This window comes from Halomicrobium sp. HArcht1-1, from assembly GCF_058933285.1.
In genome coordinates, this window is the sequence record NZ_JBZYDL010000001.1 from 2,935,155 (window position 1) to 2,958,733 (window position 23,579).

24 protein-coding genes and 2 tRNA genes are annotated in these 23,579 nt (G+C 66.6%); 11 read left to right on the forward strand and 15 right to left on the reverse strand.

All coding sequences use genetic code 11. From position 1 onward, the window contains the following. Window positions 1–183: 183 nt before the first annotated feature. Window positions 184–2,373: an elongation factor EF-2 gene (locus tag AC5FRZ_RS15360; protein WP_170092729.1), complete on the reverse strand. Its 2,190-nt coding sequence runs from the start codon at window positions 2,371–2,373 to the stop codon at window positions 184–186. Between the two features lie 248 nt (window positions 2,374–2,621). On the opposite strand from AC5FRZ_RS15360, the gene AC5FRZ_RS15365 reads away from it, so the two are divergent. Further along, window positions 2,622–3,374 carry a DUF5781 family protein gene (locus tag AC5FRZ_RS15365; protein WP_170092730.1) on the forward strand — a complete coding sequence of 251 codons (753 nt, stop codon included), beginning with the start codon at window positions 2,622–2,624 and terminating at the stop codon, window positions 3,372–3,374. 6 nt (window positions 3,375–3,380) lie between these two features. Here AC5FRZ_RS15365 and AC5FRZ_RS15370 read toward each other — a convergent pair whose 3' ends face one another. The 11 genes from AC5FRZ_RS15370 to AC5FRZ_RS15420 form a co-directional block, all read right to left on the reverse strand. After that, entirely contained in the window at window positions 3,381–4,157 is a 777-nt protein-coding gene (locus AC5FRZ_RS15370; protein ID WP_493565022.1) for an energy-coupling factor transporter transmembrane component T family protein, read from the reverse strand. Further along, the gene (locus AC5FRZ_RS15375; RefSeq protein ID WP_170092731.1) at window positions 4,151–4,855 is read right to left on the reverse strand and encodes an energy-coupling factor ABC transporter ATP-binding protein; all 705 of its coding nucleotides are present in this window, start codon (window positions 4,853–4,855) and stop codon (window positions 4,151–4,153) included. Before AC5FRZ_RS15375 ends, AC5FRZ_RS15370 begins: the two co-directional genes overlap by 7 nt. Beyond that, window positions 4,852–5,436 (reverse strand): biotin transporter BioY, encoded by a 585-nt coding sequence (locus AC5FRZ_RS15380; protein WP_208627307.1) that lies wholly within the window; start codon window positions 5,434–5,436, stop codon window positions 4,852–4,854. The genes AC5FRZ_RS15375 and AC5FRZ_RS15380 overlap by 4 nt, the downstream gene beginning before the upstream one ends. Window positions 5,437–5,606: 170 nt before the next feature. After that, window positions 5,607–6,221 carry a 30S ribosomal protein S7 gene (locus AC5FRZ_RS15385; protein ID WP_012808036.1) on the reverse strand — a complete coding sequence of 205 codons (615 nt, stop codon included), beginning with the start codon at window positions 6,219–6,221 and terminating at the stop codon, window positions 5,607–5,609. Window position 6,222: 1 nt separating this feature from the next. Further along, entirely contained in the window at window positions 6,223–6,651 is a 429-nt protein-coding gene (locus tag AC5FRZ_RS15390) for a 30S ribosomal protein S12 (RefSeq protein ID WP_012808037.1), read from the reverse strand. A 223-nt stretch (window positions 6,652–6,874) separates the two neighbouring features. Then, on the reverse strand, window positions 6,875–7,300 hold the full coding sequence (locus AC5FRZ_RS15395; protein WP_170092733.1) for a NusA-like transcription termination signal-binding factor: 426 nt from the start codon (window positions 7,298–7,300) through the stop codon (window positions 6,875–6,877). Beyond that, window positions 7,300–8,487, reverse strand: a complete 1,188-nt coding sequence (gene rpoA2 / locus AC5FRZ_RS15400) for a DNA-directed RNA polymerase subunit A'' (RefSeq protein WP_170092734.1) — start codon at window positions 8,485–8,487, stop codon at window positions 7,300–7,302. The genes AC5FRZ_RS15395 and rpoA2 overlap by 1 nt, the downstream gene beginning before the upstream one ends. After that, window positions 8,487–11,405: a DNA-directed RNA polymerase subunit A' gene (locus tag AC5FRZ_RS15405; RefSeq protein ID WP_170092735.1), complete on the reverse strand. Its 2,919-nt coding sequence runs from the start codon at window positions 11,403–11,405 to the stop codon at window positions 8,487–8,489. The genes rpoA2 and AC5FRZ_RS15405 overlap by 1 nt, the downstream gene beginning before the upstream one ends. A 2-nt stretch (window positions 11,406–11,407) precedes the next feature. Further along, window positions 11,408–13,234 carry a DNA-directed RNA polymerase subunit B gene (gene rpoB, locus AC5FRZ_RS15410; RefSeq protein ID WP_170092736.1) on the reverse strand — a complete coding sequence of 609 codons (1,827 nt, stop codon included), beginning with the start codon at window positions 13,232–13,234 and terminating at the stop codon, window positions 11,408–11,410. A 3-nt stretch (window positions 13,235–13,237) separates the two neighbouring features. Further along, window positions 13,238–14,800 (reverse strand): DNA-directed RNA polymerase subunit B'', encoded by a 1,563-nt coding sequence (locus AC5FRZ_RS15415; RefSeq protein WP_153554591.1) that lies wholly within the window; start codon window positions 14,798–14,800, stop codon window positions 13,238–13,240. Continuing rightward, complete coding sequence (locus tag AC5FRZ_RS15420; protein WP_153554592.1) at window positions 14,800–15,027, reverse strand: DNA-directed RNA polymerase subunit H; 228 nt, start codon at window positions 15,025–15,027, stop codon at window positions 14,800–14,802. The genes AC5FRZ_RS15415 and AC5FRZ_RS15420 overlap by 1 nt, the downstream gene beginning before the upstream one ends. Window positions 15,028–15,353: 326 nt before the next feature. On the opposite strand from AC5FRZ_RS15420, the gene AC5FRZ_RS15425 reads away from it, so the two are divergent. From AC5FRZ_RS15425 to AC5FRZ_RS15460, 8 genes are all read left to right on the forward strand, one after another. Beyond that, window positions 15,354–15,426, forward strand: a tRNA-Asp gene (locus AC5FRZ_RS15425). 43 nt (window positions 15,427–15,469) lie between these two features. Next, window positions 15,470–15,542, forward strand: a tRNA-Asp gene (locus AC5FRZ_RS15430). 236 nt (window positions 15,543–15,778) lie between these two features. Beyond that, window positions 15,779–16,432, forward strand: coding sequence for a hypothetical protein (locus AC5FRZ_RS15435; RefSeq protein ID WP_170092737.1), 654 nt, complete (start codon window positions 15,779–15,781; stop codon window positions 16,430–16,432). Between the two features lie 55 nt (window positions 16,433–16,487). Then, window positions 16,488–16,787 (forward strand): hypothetical protein, encoded by a 300-nt coding sequence (locus tag AC5FRZ_RS15440; RefSeq protein ID WP_493565023.1) that lies wholly within the window; start codon window positions 16,488–16,490, stop codon window positions 16,785–16,787. 79 nt (window positions 16,788–16,866) lie between these two features. After that, on the forward strand, window positions 16,867–17,253 hold the full coding sequence (gene crcB / locus AC5FRZ_RS15445; RefSeq protein WP_493565024.1) for a fluoride efflux transporter CrcB: 387 nt from the start codon (window positions 16,867–16,869) through the stop codon (window positions 17,251–17,253). Continuing rightward, window positions 17,253–17,609 carry a fluoride efflux transporter CrcB gene (gene crcB, locus AC5FRZ_RS15450; RefSeq protein ID WP_208627315.1) on the forward strand — a complete coding sequence of 119 codons (357 nt, stop codon included), beginning with the start codon at window positions 17,253–17,255 and terminating at the stop codon, window positions 17,607–17,609. Before crcB (AC5FRZ_RS15445) ends, crcB (AC5FRZ_RS15450) begins: the two co-directional genes overlap by 1 nt. 51 nt (window positions 17,610–17,660) lie before the next feature. Further along, on the forward strand, window positions 17,661–18,110 hold the full coding sequence (locus tag AC5FRZ_RS15455; protein WP_493565025.1) for a DUF7382 domain-containing protein: 450 nt from the start codon (window positions 17,661–17,663) through the stop codon (window positions 18,108–18,110). 144 nt (window positions 18,111–18,254) lie between these two features. After that, the gene (locus AC5FRZ_RS15460) at window positions 18,255–19,436 is read left to right on the forward strand and encodes a tubulin/FtsZ family protein (protein ID WP_493565026.1); all 1,182 of its coding nucleotides are present in this window, start codon (window positions 18,255–18,257) and stop codon (window positions 19,434–19,436) included. On the opposite strand, the gene AC5FRZ_RS15465 is transcribed toward AC5FRZ_RS15460, so the two are convergent. Then, window positions 19,433–20,170, reverse strand: coding sequence for a protein-L-isoaspartate O-methyltransferase family protein (locus AC5FRZ_RS15465; RefSeq protein WP_153554599.1), 738 nt, complete (start codon window positions 20,168–20,170; stop codon window positions 19,433–19,435). The genes AC5FRZ_RS15460 and AC5FRZ_RS15465 overlap by 4 nt on opposite strands. Window positions 20,171–20,332: 162 nt before the next feature. Here AC5FRZ_RS15465 and AC5FRZ_RS15470 point away from each other — a divergent pair, with 162 nt between their 5' ends. Next, window positions 20,333–20,845 (forward strand): hypothetical protein, encoded by a 513-nt coding sequence (locus AC5FRZ_RS15470; RefSeq protein WP_493565027.1) that lies wholly within the window; start codon window positions 20,333–20,335, stop codon window positions 20,843–20,845. On the opposite strand, the gene AC5FRZ_RS15475 is transcribed toward AC5FRZ_RS15470, so the two are convergent. Together AC5FRZ_RS15475 and AC5FRZ_RS15480 are read right to left on the reverse strand one after the other, a co-directional pair. Further along, window positions 20,832–21,452 carry a protein-L-isoaspartate(D-aspartate) O-methyltransferase gene (locus tag AC5FRZ_RS15475; RefSeq protein WP_493565028.1) on the reverse strand — a complete coding sequence of 207 codons (621 nt, stop codon included), beginning with the start codon at window positions 21,450–21,452 and terminating at the stop codon, window positions 20,832–20,834. The two genes, AC5FRZ_RS15470 and AC5FRZ_RS15475, sit on opposite strands and share 14 nt — an antisense overlap. 1 nt (window position 21,453) lies before the next feature. Further along, a complete protein-coding gene (locus AC5FRZ_RS15480; protein WP_170092746.1) occupies window positions 21,454–22,110 on the reverse strand; it encodes an HVO_0476 family zinc finger protein in 657 nt (218 codons plus the stop codon). Between the two features lie 136 nt (window positions 22,111–22,246). Here AC5FRZ_RS15480 and AC5FRZ_RS15485 point away from each other — a divergent pair, with 136 nt between their 5' ends. Then, a complete protein-coding gene (locus AC5FRZ_RS15485) occupies window positions 22,247–23,434 on the forward strand; it encodes a hypothetical protein (RefSeq protein ID WP_493565029.1) in 1,188 nt (395 codons plus the stop codon). Window positions 23,435–23,579: the final 145 nt, after the last annotated feature.

The following is a 23,579-nucleotide window of genomic DNA, read 5'->3' on the forward strand; positions in this document are numbered from 1 at the left end:
CGCGGTCCGGCCGCGGTTTCACGGTCTGATCAGCGCTCTGACGAGCGATCGTTCGCTGGCAGTCGGGCTTTTTTCGCCACCGGGAGAGCCAGCTCTCCCGAGTCACTTCGCACCACTCAGTGAGACCGCGTTTTTCGAGGAGCGGTCGCCGGAGGCGACCCGACGCCGAAAGAGGTGGTTTGCCTAGAAGTAGTCGATCGTCTCGGGCAGTTCGAGCTTCATGCCCTTGCGGGTGCGGATCTCGTCGATCTTGTCGGGCTGGAGGTTGTCGGCCATGACCTGGAAGCCGGCGTTCTCGGTGTTCCAGGAGGCACGGCCCTCGGTCGCCGAGCGGATGTCCGAGGAGAAGCCGATCATCTCGTCGACGGGCGCGACGCCCTCGACGACCATCAGGTCGCCTTCCTGGTACATGTCGTCGACGCGGCCACGACGGCCCTGGATCTCGCCGGAGGCAGCGCCCATGTGCTCGTTGGGCACGTCGATGCGGACGTTCTGGATCGGCTCCAGGAGGCGGATCTCGGCGTCGATCAGGGAGTTGTGGACGGCCTCGCGCATGGCCGGGATGACCTGTGCGGGACCGCGGTGGATGGCGTCCTCGTGGAGGCGGGCGTCGTGGAGGCGGATGAGCGATCCCTGGACCGGCTCTGCGGCCAGCGGACCGTCGTTGAGCGCCTCTTCGAGGCCCTCGATGAGCAGCTCCATCGTCTCGTTGAGGTGCTGGATCCCCTTCGTGTCGTCGATGAAGACGTTCGTCCCGTGGATGTGCTCGACGTTCTGGGACGTCTCCTTCTCCATGCCGGCTTCCTGCAGCGCTTCACGGCGCTCCAGTTCGGGCATGTCCATGGAGGCGTCGCCGAGCTTGATGGCGTCGACGATGTCCTGTTCGAGCGGTTCGACGCTGATGTAGAAGCGGTTGTGGCGGTTCGGCGAGATGCCCTCGACCTCGCGGGAGGCCTGCTGGGGAGCCTCGCGGTAGACGACGATCGGTTCGCCGGTGTTGACCGGGATGCCCTGGTTGCGCTCGATGCGCTGGGTCTGGACTTCGAGGTGGAGTTCGCCCTGCCCGGAGATGAGGTGCTCGCCGGTGTCCTCGTTGATCTCGATCTGGATGGTCGGGTCCTCCTTGGAGACCTGTCGGAGCGTCTCGATGAGCTTGGGCAGGTCGTCCATGTTCTTGGCCTCGATGGACTTCGTGATGACCGGCTCGGAGATGTGGTCGATAGACTCGAAGGGAGTCATCTCGACGCTGGAGACGGTGGAACCGGCGATGGCGTCCTTGAGGCCGGTGACGGCGGCGATGTTGCCGGCCGGCACTTCCTCCACTTCCTCGCGTTCACCGCCCATGTAGATCCCGACGCTCTGGACGCGGTTCTTGCCCGCGGTCCCGGAGACGTACAGCTCCTGGCCCTTCTCCAGGGTGCCGGAGAAGACACGACCGGCGGCGATCTCGCCCGCGTGGGGGTCGACGCCGATGTCGGTGACCATCAGGACGATCTCTCCGTCCTCGTCGACGAGCTTCATGCTCTCTGCGACCTCGGAGTCGGCGTCGCCACGCCAGATGCGCGGGATACGACGGGGCTGAGCGTCGATCGGGTTCGGGAAGTGCTCACAGACCATGTCGAGCACGACGTCCGACAGCGGCGTCCGCTCGTGGAGCTCCTGGCGCTTGTCGGCGCGTTCGAGTTCCATGATCTCGCCGAAGTCCATCCCGGTCCGCTGCATCGAGGGCATGGAGACGCCCCACTTGTACAGCGCAGAGCCGAAGCCGACGGTCCCTTCCTCGACGGAGACCGTCCAGTCCTCGTCGATGTCGTCCATCTCCTCGGTCATGCCCCGGATGAGCTCGTTCACGTCGGCGATGACGCTCATCAGGCGCTTTTGCATCTCCTCGGGCCCCTCCTGCAGCTCGGAGATGAGTCGGTCGACCTTGTTGATGAACAGCGTCGGCTTGACACCCTCGCGGAGTGCCTGTCGGAGGACGGTCTCGGTCTGGGGCATCGCGCCCTCGACCGCGTCGACGACCACGAGCGCGCCGTCGACGGCGCGCATCGCTCGGGTCACGTCACCGCCGAAGTCGACGTGGCCCGGCGTGTCGATGAGGTTGATGAGGTGGTTGGTGTCCTCGTACTCGTGGGTCATCGAGACGTTCGCCGCGTCGATGGTGATCCCACGCTCTTGCTCGTCCTCTTCGGTGTCCATCGCGAGCTGCTCGCCTGCGGTGTCGTCCGAGATCATCCCGGCACCGGCCAGCAGGTTGTCCGTCAGCGTCGTCTTCCCGTGGTCGACGTGTGCCGCGATAGCGATATTCCGGATGTGCTCCGGAGTGTTCATCAGTGTCTCGCATTCCTGTACAATTTTCTTACGTCGGCCCATTATACGGCATAGTATCAACAGCACCGTCAAAAGAGTGCTGTTTCGGTCTGAGTGCGTCAATTCGGAGCACGACGACCGGAACCCGCCAGGGAGCGAGTGCGACGACGAGACCGAGACGGTGTGTTCCGCCGTCGAGGCGGAGAGTACAGAAGCCGACGCTCGTCGGCGTCGATCCGTGCTGGGACGACGATCGCCAGGTTCGGACAGCCGACAGCCTCATACGCAGAGAGCGCGTGGTAGGAACACACATGGACGTCCACGTTCGGGGTGGTCCAGCCGCGCCGTTTCTCAGTGCCGCCGACCTGTTCGCCACCGAGTACGAGATCGACGGCGACGTGACGGTCCGCGTCCGCGACGATCCGAACGAACGGACCCGCGTGAGCCACGACGAGGAGAGCCACTGTCTGACGATCTCACGGCAGGCGGCGACGAGCGCGATGGCCCGCGAGCTGGCGCTGCACGAGTTCGCACACATGCACCGCTACGAAGAATCTCACCCCTCACACACCCAGTCGACGCGAGAGGCGATCTACCTGGCGCTGGCGGGCCAGAGCGTCGAGCGACGCACCCTCTCACACTGCTACCAGATCGCCAACCACATGAAAGACATCTACGCCGACGACGTGTGGCTCGACGTGGTGCCGGCGGACAAACTCGTCGCCTTCCTCGAATCGAGTCTCGCGGCCGCCGTCGCGGACTCCCCGCGAGAGCGGGGCACCTGGGACCGACTGACCCCCGCGACAGACCCCGACATCAACGCCGTCAACGCCGCCTTCGCGCTGGCGCTGGTCGAGCGCCACGACCTCGTCGGCCCGGAGCATCCGATCTACGACCTCGCTCACGCCGCCGCCGAGGACGCCCCACAGGTCGGTTTCGAGGAGTTCAAACGGCGATTCCGCACGCTGGCTCGCGACACCGACGAGAGCGAGTACCGCAAGGCACTGGTCGACGTGACTCGGGCCTACGCGGTCGCGAGCAACGGCGACAGCGCCGCCGACTGATACGGTTCAGTGGAGATGCTGACCGGCGATCGTCGCCACGCGGTAGACGATCACCGGGAAACCGCTCCAAAAGCCCGTACGAACCAGCGGCGACAGCGCCAACACGACACCGAGCCCGGCGACCGGATAGTCCATCCGACCGAACGTCAGTGCCGGTAGGGTCGGGTTCCAGGCGAAACAGCGGGCCCGCAGCGCGACTGCCAGCCGGTCGGAGCGAGCCAGCGCCCGCTCGATTCCCTGGACCGCGAGTCGTCGTGCCCGGTCCGTCACCGGCCGGTCGGCCCCGCCGCGGGCCACCATCGCCGTCCGGATCCGCCGGAGATCGGACACGACGAGCGGGAAGAACCTGACGACCAGTCCCGTGCCGACGCCGAGCAACTGACCGGCTCGTCCGGGGACGAGACGTTCGACGGCACCACGGGTCGCGCGCACGGGCGTCGTGTAGACGTAGACGGCACTGACGGCCAGCACCGGCGGGATTCTGGCGACGGCCCGAAGCGAGGCCAGCGCCGGTTCGACACGAAACCACGGCGGTCCGATCGCGATGCCGGCGATCACCGGCCCCAGCGCGAGCACGAGGAAGACGACCCAGTAGGCCCTGGCGACTCGCCGGGGATCGAGTCGACCGGCGAGCAGTGCGAGCGCGGCCAGCGCGTAGACGCCGGCCAGCCAGGAGAGAGTCGTGTCCGCGAAGGCGGCGACGGCGAACCCGGCCTGAAAACACAGCTTCGACCGCGGATCGAGCCGGTGGGCGAACGTCTCGCCGGGTCGGTAGCTCAGCATCGCGGATCACGGACGCCGACGCCATCCAGTTCGTCGAGCACCGCCGAGGGCGGCCCGTCGAGTGCGATCTCGCCGTCGACCAGAGCCACGATGCGATCGGCGATCTCGGTCAGGTCCCGCAGGTCGTGCGTGACGACGACGACGCTGGTCTCGCCGTTCGAGAGAGTCGCGAGGTGATCGAGGACCGAGCGACGCGCCGCCAGATCGAGGCCGGTCAGGGGCTCGTCGAGCACGAGGTGGGCGGGTTCCATCGCGAGCGCCCCGGCGATTGCCACCCGGGCCTGCTCCCCGCCAGAGAGGTCGGCGATCCGGCTCTGGCGCTCGCCGGTGAGTCCGACCGCGGCGAGCGCGCGATCGACGCGGTCGTCGATCTCCGACCGTTCGAGACCGAGGTTCTCCGGCCCGAAGGCCACGTCCGCGCCGACGGTGGCGGCGACGAACTGGTCGCGGGGGTGCTGGAACACCATGCCGACGCTCGTCCGGGCCGTGACCGGCGCTTCGTGTGCGTCGTGGCCGTCGACCTCGACGGTCCCCGCCTCGGGCGTCAACAGGGCGTTGAACTGCCGGACGAGCGTCGTCTTGCCGGAGCCGTTTGGCCCCACCAGCAAGACGCTCTCGCCGTCGTCGATCGTCAGGTCGACGTCGTCGAGGACGACCACGTCACCCCGACGAGCGGTCAGGCCCCTGACGGCGATCATTCACGGACGAGGTAGCCACCGCGTACGATCGCGATCGCGACGGCGACCTTCAGGAGGTCGAAGGGAACGTACGGTGCCATGGTCGCGGCGGCCCGTTGCACCGACAGTCCGAGAGCCCAGGACATCCACGGGACGCCGACGGCGTAGATGACGACGACCGCGGCCACCAACGCGAGCACCTGGGTCGCCAGGCCGATCGTCTCCAGCGACCGAGGCGTAGTCCGCCGATGGGCGATCCCACCCGCGACGACAGCCCCGAGCAGGAACCCCACGAGGAAGCCACCGGTCCCCTGCCCGACGAGGACGTAGCCAAGTCCCGCGTTCCAGTTCGAGAAGACGGGAGCGCCAGCGATCCCCACCAGCAGGTACAGCGCGAGTGCCAGCCCGCCCCACAGCGGCCCCAGCAAGAGGCCGGCGAAGAATGCGCCGAAGGGCTGGAGTGAGAACGGTGGCAACGATCCCGGCAGCGGGATCGACACCTGTGCCAGCGCCGCCGTCAACGCCGCCAGCAGCACTGCCGTCGCGAAGTGCTCGACCGTCTCGTCGCCGACGAGGGCGACAGAATCGTGTTGCTGTGCCATATCGTGGCTTGCTACGTCAACAGAGATATACCCCGTGGTTTACGACGCCGTCACGGCGGTGGCGTCGCCAGTGCCGGCCGTCCGTGCCGACGATCGCGACCGCCGCGAGTCCAACAGCCACGGCTGGCGGCGTGACGGGGCGTGTCAGAAAAAACTGCGCGCAGAGAGGATTACCGGGCTGCGGCCGCGACGCGTTCCTTCTCTTCTTTCTGGTTGACCGCGTAGGTCTGGACGTCGTTGTTGGCCGCGCCGATGAGCTGCTGGGCCAGCGCGTCCTCGGCGTCCGTCGTCGTCTTGAACGAGTCGCCGTAGACGCCTTCGGCGAGGAACTTCAGCGCCTGGTCGACGCGGCGCTGGGGCGCGACGTCGACGGCCTTCGGGACGGAGATGCCACCGTACTTCAGGCGGACGGTCTCCTCGCGCGGGGCGCTGTTCTCGACGGCCTCGACGAGCACCTGCACCGGGTTCTCCTCGGTGCGCTCGTGGATCGTCTCGAAGGCGTCCTTGACGATGGTGGTCGCCAGCTGCTTTTTGCCCGTGTTCTCGTCGGTCTGCATCAGGCGGTTGATGAGTCGCTCGACGATGCTGATCTCCGACTTCTTGAACTGCTTTTCGGAGTGGCGGCCCATCGTGTGAGCGATCGGCGTCACCGTCACGTAGCGCTCGGTCGAGGGGTCCGAGAACTCGATCTCGGTCACGTCCCACTCGCCGAACAGCTGTGCGGGGGCGGCCTCGTCGTCGGTGCCGGCAGGTGCGTCCGGCTCGGGAGCGTCGTCTGCCGACATGTTATCGCACCGGCTTCTCCGCGTTACCGCGAACCAGTTCGATGAGCGAGACGCCGTTGACCTTCTCGACCTTGTAGTTGACTCCAGAGATGTCACCCATGGCACGACCCTTCGCGCCACCGATGCCGGCGATCGTCACTTCGTCGTGTTCGTCGATGAAGGAGATCGCACCGTCGCCGGGACAGAACGCCGAGACCTGCTTGCCGTTCTTGATCAGCTGGACCCGAACACACTTCCGGATCGCGGAGTTGGGCTGTTTCGCTTCGATACCGATCTTCTCGAGCACGATCCCTCGACCCTGGGGCGCACCTTCGAGCGGGTCGGACTTCTGGCCCAGCCCGCGCTCGCGGCGCGCGTAGTCAGAGTCGGACCACCGGTGGTTCTGGCGGTCCTTCTTGAGTTTGCGTGCGGCGTATTTGCCGTTCGCCATATAGGCTTGCGTATCCCTCGGAGCTACTTAAGACTCCTCTTTCGTCGGCGCGAAACGGACGGAGAACGGGTGGTAGCGACTCGCACGCGGGCAGTGAAAGAGACGACGCGAGCGATCGACCCTCGCGGCTTCTCCGGGCGCGTAGACGGTGCCAGCCGACAGCGTCGCCAGAAAAGGGTCTCACGGCCGCCGAGACGCGTCCTCGCCGGCCGAAACGTCGCGGCTACGTCAGTTCGATACCGTCCACGTCGAAGTGGCGTTTCGCGAGCCGGCGGGCGGCGTCGATGTTCTTCCCGTCGGCACCGATCGCGACGCCGCGGTCTTCCTGTGCGACCTCGACGTAGGCGATGGTGTCGTCGTTCTCCGAGATCGTCACGTTGTACACCGCGGCCGGCGCGAGCGTGTTCGCGACGAAGTTCGCAGCCGTGTCGGCGTCCTCGATCAGCTTGACCGCGCGGTCGAGTTTCGCCTCGATGCGATCGACGACGACGCCGCCGGGACCGATCGCGTCGGCCATCTCGCCGGCCTTGACGACGTAGATCACGCGGTCGTTGTCGTCGTCGATCACGCAGTCCCGGACAGTCACGTCTGCCTCGGTCTCGAACAGCGCGATCAGCCGGCGCGCTTCGTCCGAGAGTTCGACGGGCATCAGTCCTGGCTCGCGCCCATCCGAAGGTCCACGTCGCCGGTGCCGAGCTGGACCGGCTTGCCGACGATCACGTTCTCGATGACGCCTTCGAGCACGTCGACCTCGCCGTGGATCGCGGCGTCGAGCAGGTGGTTGACCGTCACCTCGTAGGCCGCACGCGCGAGGACGCTCTCCTTGTTGCCCGAGATACCGTGGCGACCGATCGACTCGATCTCGCCGCGGTTGGTCATGATGTCGGCGACCAGCATCAGGTGCCGGATGTTCACGTCGTCGAGCCCCTGCTCTTCGAGCGTGTGCATCGTCTCGTTGATCAGCGTCTCGCGGGCCGCCTCGATGCCGAGGTTGCGGTAGATCTCGTGGATGTTGTTACACGTCGTCCGGGAGGCGTCGATCCCCTCGATACCGAGCACGTCGCCGAAGGCCGACCCCTCGGTGTAGAGGACGAACTCCTCGCCCTCGTCGGTCTCTTCTTTCCGGATGACCACGCGGGAGATGTCCTCGATCCCCTTGAAGACGACCTCGCGAAGCTCTTCGACGAGTTGGAGGAGGTCGCGATACGACGGCTCGTCGGGGCCGAACTCGATCATCGTGCCGGCCTGGCGGGTCTGGACGCCCAGCTTCGACTCGATGGTCTCGGCGATCTCCTCGGCCACGTCCTCGACCTGGTCGACGGTGGGCCACCGCTCCATCAGCGTCTCCTCGTTGAGGTCGATCTGGACGAGCATGTCCGCGACGTTGGTCGAGATGTCACCCAGCGCGAGGATGCGCGTGGCCTCGATCTTCCAGACGACCTCGTGGGCCTTCTCCCGGTCGGTCGCGTACTCGTCTTCGAGGTGGACCGTCATCATCGGCGTGTCGGGCGTCTTCCGGGCGTCGACCAGCTCGATGAGCCGCGGCAGCCCCTGGGTCACGTCGATCTCTGCGACCCCGGCGTAGTGGAACGTGTTCATCGTCATCTGGGTACCGGGCTCGCCGATCGACTGGGCCGAGACGGTCCCGACCGGGTCCAGCGGATCGACGCGCGTCTCCTGGTAGCGCGACTGGACGGCCTTGGCGATCTGGTCCGCCTCTTCGACGGTCACGTCGCGCTCTTCGATCGTACTGTACACGTCGTCTTTGAGCCGTCGCGGGAGGTCCGTATCCTCCACGATCGCCTCGATGTCGTCGGTTACGTTTGCTCGCGTCATCAGTCGTCACCCTCCGCCATCCACCAGTCGTCGGTGTGTTCCGACAGGTTGGTGGGTTCGGTGCGTTCACCGAGGAACTCGCTTTTGATGCTCTCGGAATCGAACTCGGCGTCGAGAACGCTGTCCGCGATCTCCTCGACGTCGACCGGCGTCTCCTCGTTCGAGGAGACCTGCACCGGCGAGGTGCCGTCCTCGCCGAACTCGAACTGGACGATGTTGTCCGAGGTGTCTCGGACGGTGCCGTCGTACTGGGCTTCGAGTTCCGAGAGCGCGTTGATCAGACGGCGCTGGAGGTAGCCGGACTTGGAGGTCCGGACTGCCGTGTCGACCAGCCCCTCGCGGCCACCCATCGCGTGGAAGAAGAACTCCTTGGGGTTGAGGCCGGAGCGATACGACGCCTCCACGAAGCCGTGGGCGTCCGATGAGAGGTCGTCCTGCTTGAAGTGTGACAGGGTGCGGTCCTCGTAGCCGCGGTTGATCCGCTCGCCACGGACCGCCTGCTGGCCGACACAGCCGGCCATCTGGGTCAGGTTGAGCATCGACCCACGCGCGCCGGACTCGGCCATCACGACCGCCGGGTTGTCGTCGTCGAAGTGATCCCCGGCGATGTCACCGGCGGAGTCACGGGCCTTGCCCAGCGTCTGCATGATCTTCATTTCGAGGGTCTCGTCGACCGTCCGACCGGGCAGCGACTCCAGTTCGCCCCGCTCGTAGGTCTCGATGAGTTCCTGGACGCGGTCGTAGGCGTTGTCGATTGCCTCGGTGATCTGGGCCTCTGCGGCCTCCGGGACGGACTCGTCGTCGATCCCGATCGAGAACCCGAAGTGCATGATCGAGCGCATCGCCAGCGCGGCGATCTCGTTGATGAAGATGCGCGCTCGGGTGTTGGAGTACTCCTTGGTGATGGTGTCGACGATCTCGCCGCCGAACCCACCGACTGCGCTGTCGTCGATGGTCCCCTCGACGAGCTGTCCGTCCTCGATGATCACGTCGTCGCCGGCCTCGCTGGTGAACGTCAGATCGAGGTCGTCGGGCAGCAGCTCCGAGAAGATGTCCCGACCCGTCCAGTAGGGCGTACCGTCGTCGTCGATCCCAGATTCGGGCGGGAGTTCGTCGATCCGGGTCGCACGCAGCAGGTCCAGCGCCTGGGTCTCGTTGAACTCCGGATTGGTGTGGGTCAGCAGGTAGGTTCCACTGATGTGGTCCTGGATCGCGCCGATGATGTTCTCACCGAAGCGCGGGCTGAGGATCTGTTCCTGGACGCGCATCAGCACGCGAGCCTCGGCACGGGCCTCCTCGTTCTGGAGGGCGTGCATGTTCATCTCGTCGCCGTCGAAGTCCGCGTTGTACGGCGGACACACCGTCGTGTTGAGCCGGAACGTCTTGTAGGGCATCACCACGACCTCGTGGGCCATGATGGACATCCGGTGCAGCGACGGCTGGCGGTTGAAGATGATGATGTCGCCGTCGATCATGTGACGGGACACTTCCCAGCCCGGTTCGACCTTCTCGGCCAGCTCCTCGCAGTTCTTCTCGGTGACCTTCAGTCGGCGGCCGTCGGGCCGCTTGACGTAGTTGGCACCGGGGTGGGCCTCGGGCCCGTTGGCGACGTAGCGACGAGCGTTGTCGAGGTTGCGCTCGTTGACGTTCATCGTCTGGGTCATCTCCTTGGCCACGCGGTCGGGGACGCCGACCTCGTTGAGCGAGAGCGTCGGGTCCGGGGAGATGACGGTCCGGGCCGAGAAGTTCACGCGCTTCCCGGACAGCGAGCCACGGAAGCGACCTTCCTTGCCCTTCAGGCGCTGTGAGAGGGTCTTCAGCGGCCGGCCAGAGCGGTGGCGGGCCGGCGGCGTGCCGCTGATCTCGTTGTCCATGAACGTGGTGACGTGGTACTGGAGCAGTTCCCAGAGGTCCTCGATGATCAGCTGGGGCGCGCCGGCCTCGCGGTTCTCCATGAACCGCTGGTTGATCCGGATGATGTCGACCAGCTTGTGGGTCAGGTCGTCCTCGGATCGCTGGCCGTTGTCCAGCGTGATCGACGGTCGCGCGGTGACCGGCGGCACGGGCAGGACGGTGAGGATCATCCACTCGGGGCGAGAACGGGCGGGCTTCATGCCCAGCACCTCGATGTCCTCGTCCGGGATGTCCTCGAACCAGTCCCGGATGTCGCTGGGCATCAGCTTGTTCTCGTCTTCCTCGGTGAGATCTACGTCCAGCGCCGACTCGATGGCCCGTCGGTCGTCCTGTCGAGGGCGGAACTCGCCGGAGATGATCTCTTGAACGCGGGAGGGGTCGATACCCGTCTCGTCGGCCAGCTCCGAGGGCGTGGTCCGTTCGCGGCCGGCCTCCTCGTCGGGCTCCATCGCGGCGACGATCCGCTGGGAGTACTCCGAGGAGAGCACGTCCTGGACCTCGTAGTAGGTCGTCGGCTTCTCGTGTTTGATGTCGTACTGGGGCTCGCCACAGAACGGACAGCGGTCCTTCTTGCGGGCTTGCCGGATCGCGGCCTTCGTCACGTCGTTGACGTCCTTGCCCAGCTCCTCGGATCGTTCGAGGCGGTCCTCGAACTCCTCGCGTTCGCGTTCGTCGAGACAGAGCCGCGAGCACTCCCGACAGGTCCCGCGCAGCAGGCGTCGGATGAGCTTGTTGAATCCGACGTGGATGACGGGCGCTGCGAGTTCGATGTGACCGAAGTGGCCGTTACACGACCCGCTGTGTTTGCCACAGGTCTTGCACTCGAGCCCCGGGTCGATCACGCCCAGACGCGGGTCCATCAGTCCCATGTCGATCGGGAACCCGTCGTCGTCGTAGGTGTCGGCCGTGATGACCTTCGTGGCGCTCATGTCGCGGTACTCCTCGGGATCCATCAGCCCGAAGCTAATGGAACTGATCGACTTGGGTGTCTGTTGTGCACTCATCGTTAGACTGCGTCTTCCAGTTCGATGCGCGGTGCGATTCCGAGCGCCTTCATCTCGTCGAGCAGGAGCTTGAACGCGTACGGCATCTCGACCTCGTGGATGTCGGTCTCTTCCTCACAGTTGGGACAGTAGATGCGGCGTTGCTCGACGTTCTCGACGGCGGTCATGCCACACTCGCCACAGATCTTGATCCACTCGCGGTCGGACTCGTCGAGGAGCCGTTCCTTGAGGACCATCGCCGCCCCGTGGCCGATCAGCACGTCCCGTTCCATGTGGCCCACGCGCAGGCCGCCCTCACGGGCACGCCCTTCCGTCGGCTGACGGGTCAGCACCTGCACCGGCCCGCGTGAACGGGCGTGCAGCTTGTTCGAGACCATGTGGTACAGCTTCTGGTAGAAGATCGTCCCGACGAAGATCTCGGCTTCGACCTTCTCGCCGGTGACGCCGGAGTACATGACCTCCTTGCCGGAGGACTTGAATCCGCGATCCTCCAGCGCGCCGCGCAGTTCCTCCTCGTCTTCGCCCGTGAAGGCGGTGCCGTCGACGCGCCGGCCTTCGAGTGCGCCGACCTTCCCGCCCAGCATCTCCAGTACGTGGCCGACCGTCATCCGCGACGGCAGGGCGTGTGGGTTGAGGATGAGGTCGGGCACGACGCCGTCCTCGGTGAAGGGCATGTCCTCCTGGGGAGCCAGGTGACCGACGACGCCCTTCTGTCCGTGTCGGGAGGCGAACTTGTCCCCGAGCTCGGGGATCCGCTCGTCACGCACGGAGACCTTCGAGAGCTTCGAGCCGTCCTCGCCTTCCATCAGCGTGACCGTGTCGACGACCCCGCTCTCGCCAGAACGCATCGTGACGCTCGTCTCGCGGCGCTTCTGGGGGCTGAGACCGCCCATGTCGTCCGGCTCTTCGAGGAACCGCGGCGGCGAGGTCTTGCCTAGCAGGACCTCGTTTTCCTCGACGTTGGTCTCGGGGTTGACCAGCCCGTCCTCGTCGAGGTGCGTGTACGCCTCCTCGCCGCGTGCGCCTCGTACCTCGTCGTCGGGAATCTCGAAGCGGTCCTCCTGACCGCCGGGGTAGCGCCGTTCCTCGCCCTCGTAGGTCCGGAAGAAGTGCGAGCGAGCGAGCGCACGCTCGACGGAGCCCTCGTTCATGACCAGGGCGTCCTCGATGTTGAACCCCTCGTAGCTCATCACGGCGACCGTGAAGTTCTGAGCCGCCGGGCGGTCGTCGTAGCCGATCTGTTCCGTGGTCTGGGTCTTGACCATCGACAGCTGCGGGTAGTGCAGCAGGTGCTGGCGCGTGTCCGGGCGAATCCGGTAGTTCGCGCTCGGCAGCCCCAGCGACTGCTTGATCATCCCCGACCCCATCGTAATCCGGGGCGAGGCGTTGTGTTCCGGATACGGGATCATCCCGGCACCGATCCCGAACATCAGCTGTGGGTCCACTTCGAGGTGGGTGTGGTCCTCGGTCACGTCCTCCTCGCTGACGGCCACGAGGATGTCTTCCTCTTCTTCGGCGTCGATGAACTCGACGACGCCGCGTTCGACCAGTTCTTCGAAGCCCAGTTCACCGTCTTTGACCTGCTGGACCTCCGATTCCGTGATCAGTGGTTCGCCGTCCTCGACGACCAGCAGCGGGCGACGGGCCCGGCCGGCGTCGGCGTTGACGATGACTTCGTCCGTCCGATCCTTGACGGAGACGTTGACCATCTCCGAGACGTCCCCGCGTCGGCGGGCCTGTCGGATCTGATCTGCGAGCTGTTCGGGGTCGGGATGTGTCCCGACCAGACTGCCGTTGACGTACACTTTGGCGTCGCGTCCCTGACTCATGATTTAATCGTCCGCTGGCTGCTCGATTCGCTCGATCCCGGGGATCCCCTGGACCCCCATGTCGGCGAGTTCCTGTTTGAGATCCTGTTCGTCTTCGACGTTCTGCGAGAGTTCCATCGCCTGCGCGAAGTTCTTCACCAGACCACAGTTGGGTCCTTCGGGGGTCTCGGACGGACAGATCCGGCCCCACTGGGTCGCGTGCAGGTCACGCGCCTCGAAGTGGGGCTGGCTCCGAGAGAGCGGCGAACGGAGACGCCGCAGGTGAGAGAGCACGCCCATGTAGTCGGTCCGGTCGACCAGCTGGCTCACGCCCGAGCGGCCGCCGACCCAGTTGCCCGTCGCGATCGGGTGTTCGAGCCGTTCGGTCAGCACGTCCGACCGGACGACCGTCGACACCGAGAGCTGACGGTTGCGCATGTTCGCCCGTTCGAGCTGGTACTTCACGTCACGTGCCAGCTTGTTGAGCGCGGTCCGGAACAGGTCTTTCATCAGGTCGCCGCTGACCTTCAGACGCTTGTTGGAGTAGTGGTCTTTGTCGTCCGCGTCGCGTCGACCGAGCGCGAGTTCGAAGCAGGCTTCCGCCATCCGGCAGAGGTAGAAGGCCTTGTTGATGCGCACGTCCTCCTCGTCGACGCCCTCCTCGTGGAGGTGCGGGAGGAGATAGCGGTCGATGACGTAGTTGGCTCGCTTGAGCTGGTAGTTCTTGCCCTGACCGGAGGCGACGCGCTCCCCGAGGGTCTCGATCGCGCCCTCGGTGGTCTGGACGTCGGCGGCCTCCAGGTTCTCCAGCATGAACTTCACGATCTCCGGGTCGTCGCTGACGCGGTGGACGATCTCCTCGTCGGACTCCAGTCCCAGCGCACGCACGAGGGTCACGAAGTTGATCGAGCCCGAGACGCTCGGGAAGGAGACTTCGAGGATGCCGTCTCGCGTTCGTTCACAGAGGACCAGCGCGCGGTAGCCACGCCGCTGGGAGAAGGTCTTGGCGACCTGTACGTCGTCGCCGTACTTGGTGTCGTGTTCCGCGAGGATCTTGTTGGGCGCGAGGTCCTCGCTGGTCATCAGCACGCGTTCCGAGCCGTTGACGACGAAGTAACCGCCGGGGTCGGCCGGGTCCTCGCCGATGTCGATCAGCTCCTCGTCGGTGAACCCGTTGATGTTGCACTTGTTCGAGCCGACCATGATCGGCATGCGGCCGATCTTGGTCTCGGTCTGGTCGACGACGACTTCCTCTTCCTCGTCGCCGCCACGGACGATCGCCATCTCCATGAAGACCGGCGCGGAGTAGGTGATGTTTCGCAGCCGGGCCTCCTGTGGGTAGAGCAGTTCCTCGCTGCCGTCGGCCTCGCGGACGCGGGGCGTGACGACGCGTACGTCGCCCAGTTCGACGAAGACCGGCTCCTGGCCCTCCTTGTCGCCGATGTCGGTCTCGATCGTCTCCTTCTCGTCGACGACCTGCTGCATGCCACGGTCGAGGAAGGAGTTGAACGATCGGAAGTGATGCTCCGCCAGGCGCTCCCGCGAGAAGTACTCCCGAGAGATCGCACGTCGGTCGTTGACGTCCATCAGGACACCACCAGTCGGTACACGACTGCCTGATCGGTCGTTCGCGAATCACGGACGATCTTGATCACGTCGCCGACCTCGGCCTCGTCGGGGGTGGCCGGGTCGGTGCGCTTGATCTTCGGCAGGTCCGTCTTTTTGATGTTGTACTCCTCGAGCACGTCGTCGAGAACGTCCTCGTCGACGATGCTGTGGTCTGGAACGAGTTCGTGTTGGCTTACGTCTACCATGTGTGTTGTTGCCGGCGAGTGGAGAAGGTGGCTGTCACGAGATACTACAGGTCGTTATTAGCGGAACGCATTTAACCCTTGCCAAGTCCGTCTGCAGTAGCTATCCGACACCGGACCGGCCGTCGCGTCACCTCACACTATGCGAACGACCTTCATAGTCGTTTGGGTCCGGGAAAGGACGGACGGCTCCGGACGGGAGACGGCGACAGACGAGCGTTTGAGCGGCCTCGAATCTCGTCGCCCGCCCGCCCCACGACACTACAACCCAATGACGGCGCGTTTGGAAAGCCTTAATACCATCACCAGGATACGATGAGATGCGTCGTGCCCGGATGGTGTAGTGGCCCATCATACGACCCTGTCACGGTCGTGACGCGGGTTCAAATCCCGCTCCGGGCGCTTCTGCTGTGAACAGACCGCCGAACAACTGAAAATGCGTCGTGCCCGGATGGTGTAGTGGCCCATCATACGACCCTGTCACGGTCGTGACGCGGGTTCAAATCCCGCTCCGGGCGTTCTACTGCGAACTCGCCCTTCTAGCGGAGCCCCTCGCCGTCAAGCGACGGAGACCGAATCGATCAACACCTAGCTATCGCTCACAGAACACGTGGCGTAGAGGGGAGAAAGTCCCCTCACCCTGTCATAGGTCCGTCCCACCTCGGGAGGCGGACACAGATGTGATCGGACGACGGCGATAAATGCTTTGCGGGGGTGGGGAACTGTTTAGTGTCGGCGCACGAATTTCGCCCGTATGGAGGACGTGGACCGCGAAGCGATGCCGCGGGCGATCGTCGAGGAGTTTCTGGCACGCGAACGCGGGACGCGCGCGCTGCTGGACGACCTCGAGAAGTTGGCGATCGAGGGCCGGACCGAGGAGTTGCACGACCGCATCGAGAACCTCGCCGAGAACGACGAGGCGGTCTTTTACACCGTCGCGTTCAGCCTCGCGGACTCGGTGCAGTTCTTCGGCGACGTGGAGGCCCAGCTCGACGTGACCGCGGCCGATCGGCTCCGGGAGCTGGCCGAGACGTACCCGACGCTGGCAGAACCGTTCGCCGTCGTTCGAACGGAGCTGTCCGAAGACCGCAAGAACCCGGTGACTAACGTCAGCTACAGCGTCGCCTACCACCGTGGGATCGAGTCGCCGATCGTCACTTACCGCCCACTCTCGGGCGGGCGAGAGCTCTACGAGTCGCGAGCGACGCCGTCGGAGGTGCTGGGCACGGCCGCAGACCTCGTGGCGGCGACGACCGACGCGCTCGACGTGGCCATGGAGAGCGATCACTCGGTCAACACGGAGGAACTGAGCGAGCTGATCGACCGGCGCGAGCGACTGGAGACGGAGCTGTCGCGTCTGCGTGACGATCTCGACGAACTCCGGCGGACGCCGATCGACGGGGAGTAGCGAGGCGACACCGGATGCGTTTATGTGTCCACGGACAGAAGCACGGAGCGAGCACATGGGACTGGACCGACTGGCCGAGCAGGTCGAGAAAGAACGGCGTGACCTCCAGATTCTCGAAGCCGTCATCGAACACGGTCCGATCGGGATCGTCCGCCTCGCCGAGGAAGCCGAGGTCCCCGAACACAAGGTGCGGTACTCGCTGCGGATGCTCGAAAACGACGAGCTCGTCCAGCCGACACCAGAGGGTGCAATTCCCGCCGACGACATCGAAGCGCGGATCGCGGCGATGAACCAGGGGATAGAGCGACTGCGCGACCGGACCGAGACGATGAAGACGATTTTCGACGAGGAGTGAGCGGCCGGACGCTTCGACAGCGATATACTCCTTCGCGAGAGCAGACCCATCGACCGTCGACGGCCACGACGACAGCCAGATGTCAGAGAGTCCCACACACCACACGGTCGAAACGCTCGCCCTCGTCGGCGTCGGCGGGTTCGGCGGTGCGATCGCGCGATACGTCGCCGGGCAGTTCGTCGCCGGCCCCGCCGGGACGATGCTCGTCAACACCGTCGGAAGTTTCGCGCTCGGCATCCTCGTCTACGAGGCCGTCCACCTGGGACGGCTCTCCACCGCGGCGCGGCTGGCCGCGACGACCGGCTTCCTCTCGTCGTTTACCACCTACAGCACCTTCGCGGTCGAGACGGCCGGCCTGGCTCCGGCGTGGGCGCTCGCGAACGTCGCCGGGAGCTACGCGCTGGGGCTTGCCGGCGTGCTCGCCGGGCGTACGCTCGTCCGCAGAGCTGGCCGGAGGGGTGGGTGATGGTCGCCATCGAACCCGCGGTGCTCGTCGGAATCGGCGGGGCGCTCGGCGCGCTCTGTCGTCACTCGCTGGCGACGGCCGTCGACCGGGAAGCGATCCCGCTGGGAACGCTGACCGTCAACGTCGTCGGGAGTTTCGTCCTCGGACTGGTCACCCTCGCCACACCGAGCGAGGGCGTCGCGCTGCTGGTCGGTGTCGGTGCCTGCGGAGCCTTCACGACGTTCTCGTCGTTCGCGGTCGAGACGGTCCAGCTGTGGGAATCAGGCCGCCCTCTCGTTGCGGTCGGCAACGCCGTCGCCAACCTCGTGGGCGCGCTCGCGGCCGTCGGTCTGGCGTGGCTCGTCCTCTCGCTGTGAGCCCGGAGCCGAGGCGCGGGTTTATGTACCGGGACGGGACCACGACTCGCCATGTTCGTGGAACTGTGGCGCGACGACCGGGCGATCGAAGGACTGCCGATCAGACTCGTCATCGCCCTCGTCGTCGGCGTCGCGAGCCTGAGCGTCATGATGAACACCATCTCGGGACTGGACACGATGACCGTCAGCGAACTCGACGTCGACCCCTCGAAGGAGGTGGTCGGAGAGGGCGAGACGGACGTGACGCTCACGGTCGTCGATCCGGACGGCCAGCCGGTCTCGGACGCGACGGTCGTCGTCACCGGTGGCACCGCGACGATGGACGGTGCGGTGACCGCGACGACGGACTCCAGGGGCAACGCCACCGTCACGATCACGCCGCAGTTGGGGCCAAACCAGCAGGAGGGGACGGTGACGATCGACGTGAAACCCCCCGCCAGCGGCGGGTACAGCGACCGGCGGCGCAACACCCGAATCCTCGTCGTCGAGGACGGCGGCTAGGCTGCCATCCGCGAGTCGCCGCAGCGACTGGCGTCCTCACCCTCGTGGTCCGACCCGGCGGCGTCGGTCGGTAAGCGAGGGTTACGCGCGCCGACGGAGAGAAACGACTCTATAATTATCCGGTCGTGGGCCAACGACCACCGCATGAACCTCGCCGCAATCGGGTTCGGTAACGCGGGTGGCAAGATCGTCGACAGATTCCTCGCCTTCGAGGAGCGGTCTGGGCGGTCGCTCACGACGGAGGCGCTCGCGATCAACTCCGCGGAGATCGATCTCGCGAAGTTGGACGTGCTCCCGCCGGACCGTCGGCTCATCATCGGCCAGACCGACGAGCGGGTGAAGGGACGGGGCGTCGGTGCCGATCCGGAGTTGGGCTCGGAGATCGCTCGCCAGGACCTCACCGAGATCGAGCGCCAGCTGGACACCGTGCCGATCCACGAGACCGACGGCTTTCTCGTGGTCGCCGGGCTCGGCGGGGGAACCGGGAGCGGTGGTGCGCCGGAACTCGCCGAGCGGCTGGGTCAGATCTACGACGAACCGATCTACGGGCTGGGGGTGTTGCCAAGCGCCGACGAGGGCGGTCGTCCCTCGCTCAACGCCGCCCGCTCGCTCCAGGCTTTCGCCGACGCGACGGACAACCTCATGGTGTTCGACAACGACGCCTGGCGACAGACCCAGGGGTCGGTCGCGGCGGGGTACGACCGGACCAACCGAGAGATCGCGCGGCGGTTCGTCACGCTCCTGGCAGCCGGCGAACTCGACGGCTCGCAGGTGTCGGAATCCGCGATGGACGCCAGCGACATCCGCCGGACGCTGGCGACCGGGGGCCTCAGCACGATCGCGTTCAGCCAGGCAGACGTCGAGGCCGAGACGAAATCGAAACAGGGACTGTTGGGCCGCCTGCGGTCCAACGGCGAGAACCACACCGACGAGGGCGACCTGGCGAAGAAGATCCACGGGCTCGTCCGGAAGGCCGTCCAGTCGCGACTCACCTGTCCGGCAGACGTCGCCTCCGCCGAGCGCGCCCTGATCGTCGTCTCCGGCCCGCCACGCGAGGTCTCACAGAAAGGACTCCAGCGGGCCCGCCAGTGGCTCGAACGCGAGACCGACAGCGTCGAAGTGCTGGCCGGCGACGACCCCCGGACCGACGCCGACGCGCTCTCGGTGGCCGTGTTGCTGTCGAACGTCACCGAGGTGCCACGCGTCGACGAGCTCCAGGAGCGGGCCGTCACGGCACAGGAAAACAGCCAGCAGCAAGCCGCCGATCGCAGAGCGGAGATCGACGAGTTGCTCACCGACGAGGAGAACGAACTCGACCCCCTCTAGTAGTCGTCCCAGTCGATCCACTCTTGCTCCCAGCCCGCCCGTGACTGGGCGGCCTGCTGGGCGCGTTCACGGTCCTCACGGTGGGTGCGGTTGCGCTCGACGGTGTCTGCCTGCTCGCCCTCGACGAGCATCGGCTGGAAGGCGACCCCACCGAGGCGGCGCTGACTGCCGTCGGCCGCGACGACCGTCAGCGTCTGCTCGGCCGCACCGAGTGGCATGACCAGGCGACCGTCGTCGGCCAGTTGCTCCCGGAGCGCGCGCGGCGGTTCGACGGCCGCCGCCTCCAGCAGGATCTTGTCGTAGGGCGCGTACTCGGGGAGTCCCTCGGCCCCGTCGCGACGATCCACGAGGACCGCCTCGTAGCCGGCCGTCGCGAGGTTCGAACGGGCGTCGGACACCAGTCGGCGCGTGATATCGATCGCGTGTACGCGCTCGGGGCCGACGATCTCGGCGACGAGCGCGGCCGTGTAGCCGACGCCGACGCCGACGATCAGCACGTCGTCGTCCGCTTCGGGGGCCAGCGCTTCGAGGAGTCGTGCCGCGGTGCTCGGTGCGAGGACGCGCGTCCCGAACCGTTCGAACGACCGGTCGGAGTAGGCCGCTCGGTCGTCCTCGACGAACGCTTCCCGCGAGACCGTTCGCATCGCGTCGGCGAGACGCGGTGTCTGCAGACAGCCCTTGCTCTCGTGGGTCAGGCTGTCGACCATGTCTTCCCGCAGCACCGCCTGTTCCATACCCGAGGTTCCCGCCGGACGTATATGAATGGCCCGCCCCAGAGTGGCGCGAGAATCGACGGCAGAGCCGAGGCTACGTGGACCGCCAGAGGCCGAGCCCGAGGTGCTCGCTCCGTTCGTCCGTAGAAAGATTCACGAGTCCATCGGTCGAAGGCGACCACGATGCCGGGCACACCCGAGCCGGTCGTCGGGAGCGCAGTCGTGACCCTGGGGCTCGCGGTCGCGGCCGGGACACTCGTCGCCGTGGTGCCGCTGGTCGTCGGCCGGCGGCCGTCACCCCGGCGATACGCCGCCGTCGGCGGGGGCGTGTACGCGCTCGTCGTCGGGGGCCTCTGGGCCGTCCCGCGGATCGGCGTCGCCGGGCTGGGGTGTTCGCTCCCGGGAGACGCGGGGACGTGTGGCCCGTTCGCACTCATCGGCGTCCTCGTCCTCGCCGGACAGGGGGCCGTGGCGCTGTACACCCACGGCGAGTACGGCTACGTCGTCCCGCTCGGCGCGACGGCGTCGGTGACGCTGGTGCTGGCGTGGTCGTTCCTGCGGATCGGGGGCGAGAGCGACCCGATGACACTCTACGCGCTCTTTTTCGGGCCGGCGGCGGTGGGCGTCACGTGCGTCCTCGGCGTCTGCGAGGGGATCGTCCGACGGCGGCGTGGAACCGCGGTCACTGCATCGTGACGAACCGGACGCTGCCGTGGCGCTCGCGTTCCAGCTCGCCGTCGGCCCGCTTTCGAGCACGGACGAGCGTCTGGGGGCGTCGACCGAGCGGGCCGAGCACCACGCCGCCGGGCCGGAGCTGTTCGACGACCGCTCGGGGGAACTGCGCTGCGCCACAGGTGAGGTACGCCCGGTCGTACGGCGCGTGCTCGGGCCAGCATTCGCGGCCGTCTCCCCTCCTGATCGCGACGGTGTCGTAGCCGAGATCGGCCAGGCGCTCGCGGGCCGTCTCGGCGAGAGTGGCGTGGTACTCGACGCTGTACACCGTGTCCGCGAGTTCGGCGGTCACGGCCGCGTGATAACCACAGCCGGTGCCGATCTCCAGAACCCGGTCGTCGGGGGCCAGGTCCAGCAGGTCGGCCATGATCGCGACCATGTGGGGGGCGCTGATCGTCTGCCCGTCCCCGATCGGGAGGGGGCGGTCGTCGTAGGCCCGTTCGCGGTGCTGCTCGGGGACGAACTCGTGGCGGGGGACCGATTCGAGCGCCGTCAGCACTCGCTCGTCGTCGATGCGGTCGCTCTCGGCGAGGCCCTCGACGAGCGCTCGTCGCCGAGCCGCCCAGTCCATGCTACCACGCCGACCAGGCGGTGGTCGACTCGTCGCGGACGTACAGTCGCTTGATGTCTTTCGCGAGGGCGCTGTCGCGGTCCTGGTCGTACTGCTCGCGGTCGTAGCCGTGCGCGTCGTCGCGGACGTGGAACCCTTCGACGGTGAACTCGTTGTCGCCGAACTCGTCGGTCGCGCCGACGGTGAACTCGTAGTCGCCGGGGACGTTGAGCTTGAAGCTCTCGGTGCTGTCGTGGCGGCCGTCTTTGGGGTGCATCGTCACGTCGACGGCGACGTTCCCGACCGCGCGGGTCCAGATGGTCTCGACGTCTTCGGCGGTCCCGGAGTCGACGCGTCCACCTTCATCCAGTTCGACGGCGGTGATCCGCACGGTCATCAGGGCCTCCTCGGCGTCCAGCAGGAACTCTTCGCCCTTGGCCAGTTCCTCCTCGGCCGGCACGTCGACCTGTGCGCTGAACGATTCGCCGTCCTGTGAGACGACGACGCGGCGCTGTACCTCGTCGTCGTCCGGGAGCTGTTCCTTGTGGGTGTGGTCACATTCCGTACAGCGAACCGTCACGTGGCTGCCGGGGCTGAGCACCTCGTGGACGGTCTCGAAGGCCGGCGAACACGCCGGGCACGGCAGGGCGAGGCGATCGCCCGGTGTCGCGTCTGTCATAGGCGAGCGTACTCGGGCCGAACGTAAAGGGTCGTCGTCCCGGCCGTCTGGCCGCCTGTGACTGCCGGCCGGGGACGCACAAAACGAGATCGAACCGTACAGAAGGGCCTTACAAACGGCGGCCGACGACAGACGTATGGCACCGATACGCCGCCGCCGAGCCCTCCAGCTGGCGGGCGGGAGCCTCAGCGCGCTCGTCGCCGGGTGCGTCGGCGGGTCACCGTCCACTGGTACCGACGAGCAGACCGACACGCCGACCGACGAACCGACAGACGAACGGACAGAGACGCCGACGGACGAACGAACAGAGGCACCCACGGCCGCGACCGAAGTGACCGGGAGCGAGCAGGTCCGGTATCCGTCGGGCCCGTCAGAGCCCGACTGGGCGGGAGCGGACGCCGTCGGACACGTCTCGCTGGCGGCCTCCCGAGAGCGGGCGCGAGCGCTGCTCGCGCCGTTCGAGCTCCCCGAAGAACGACGCGAGCCGGTGGTTGAGTTGCTCCGGGAGACCGACTTCGAGCGGTCGCTGCTGGCGCTGGTCGAGACCGTCGGCCCGAACGGCTGCTACCGGACCGTCGAGCTCTCGAACCTCGCGCTGAGCGACGACCGACTCGTCGGCGACGCGAGCGCGGTAGACGAGAGCGACGGCGAAACGGCCTGCACCGAGGCGCTGACCTACCCCGCGACGCTCGTGCGGGTCACCTTCGACGGGACACCGCCAGAACGGGCGACGTTCACGATCACGGACGGCTGGGGCGAGAGTGCCGACGTGACGGGGACGGTCGAGGATCGAATCGGTCCGGACCCCGACGATCTGGCCGGTCACGTCCGCCCGGACGACGACCCCGTCGTCCGAGAGCCGCTGTCCTGTGACCGCGAGGGGTTCAAGCGCCACGAAAGCTGGGTCGACGATCCACCGTGGGGACTGGCCACCGACGACGACGGCGCGCCGACGTTCGCGCTCCGGGTCGACCGACTCGAAGCCGCCGTCGGCGAGACGGTCACGGTCACGATGACCAACGTCAGCGACAGCGTCCTGAGCACCGGCAACCGCCACAAGTACGGCTTCCAGACCGAGACCGAGTCGGGGTGGGAAGACGTTCGCGGCGCGACCGACGGCGACCCGCTGCCCTACACCGACGAGGCGATCGGTCACGCCCCCGGTGACGGGTTCGAGTGGACGCTGGCACTCACCGAGGAGGGTCTCGTCGCGGATCACGTCCACGCCGACCGACTGGTCGTCTGTCCCGACCTCGAACCGGGTCGCTACCGCTTCGTCTTCTGGGAGCCCGCCGTCGCCGTCGCGTTCGACCTCGTCGAGTGATACTACCGGCTGTACATCTGTGACCGATTTCGCCACCCCGGGGTGGCGAAGATCGTCACGAAGTGACAGCCGGCAGTATGAGGCGGGCTGGTGGTGTGTCGCCCCGGCTCACTCCTCCCGAGGAAGTTTCACTTCCTCGCCGTCC